General features: G+C 46.7%; 1 protein-coding gene. It reads right to left on the bottom strand.

Annotated elements, in window-relative coordinates; translation table 11 throughout:
• The coding region (locus tag R7190_RS29180; RefSeq protein ID WP_318138111.1) for an HD domain-containing protein at positions 1-584 on the bottom strand (584 nt) is incomplete at both ends.

Here is a 584-nt window from a genome sequence, read left to right as displayed (position 1 = left end):
CAAAATCTTTGATGTATTGCTCACGGACAATGCGACGCTCAGCAAGCTGCTTTGCAATCTGCTTGTAAGTGTCCGGTTGTTGATAACGGAAAGCGTAGTCTTCGATTTCCCACTTAAGCTGACCGATACCTAGGCGGTTAGCCAGTGGAGCATAAATGTTGGCACACTCTTTTGCCGCAGCACGTCGAACTTCGTCCGGTGCTTTTTTGACTTCAATAAGGTTGCAAATTCGTTCTGCTAGCTTGATGACAACGCAACGAAAATCATCCACCATGGCAAGCAGCATGCGACGAACGTTGTCTACTTGAGACGACGCAGCACTGCCTTCCATCGTAACGTTAAGCTGACCGATAGCGGCCATTTCTTCTACGCCATCAATGAGCTTAATGATTTCTTTGCTGTATTTTTCTTCAAGAAGTTCTCTGTTGAAAGCACCACTTGAAACCAAAGGAAACAGTTGAGCCGCCACTAATGTTGCTTTGTCCATCGACAAGGTGATCAGAATTTCGATCATCTCTCGTCCACGCCACAACAGGAGCTCGGCTTGTTCGTGACCCGCCAAAATCGTTTGGCAATCTCGATAA

The organism is Vibrio sp. 1078-1, assembly GCF_033340475.1.
This window is presented reverse-complemented; position numbering and strand designations above follow the sequence as displayed.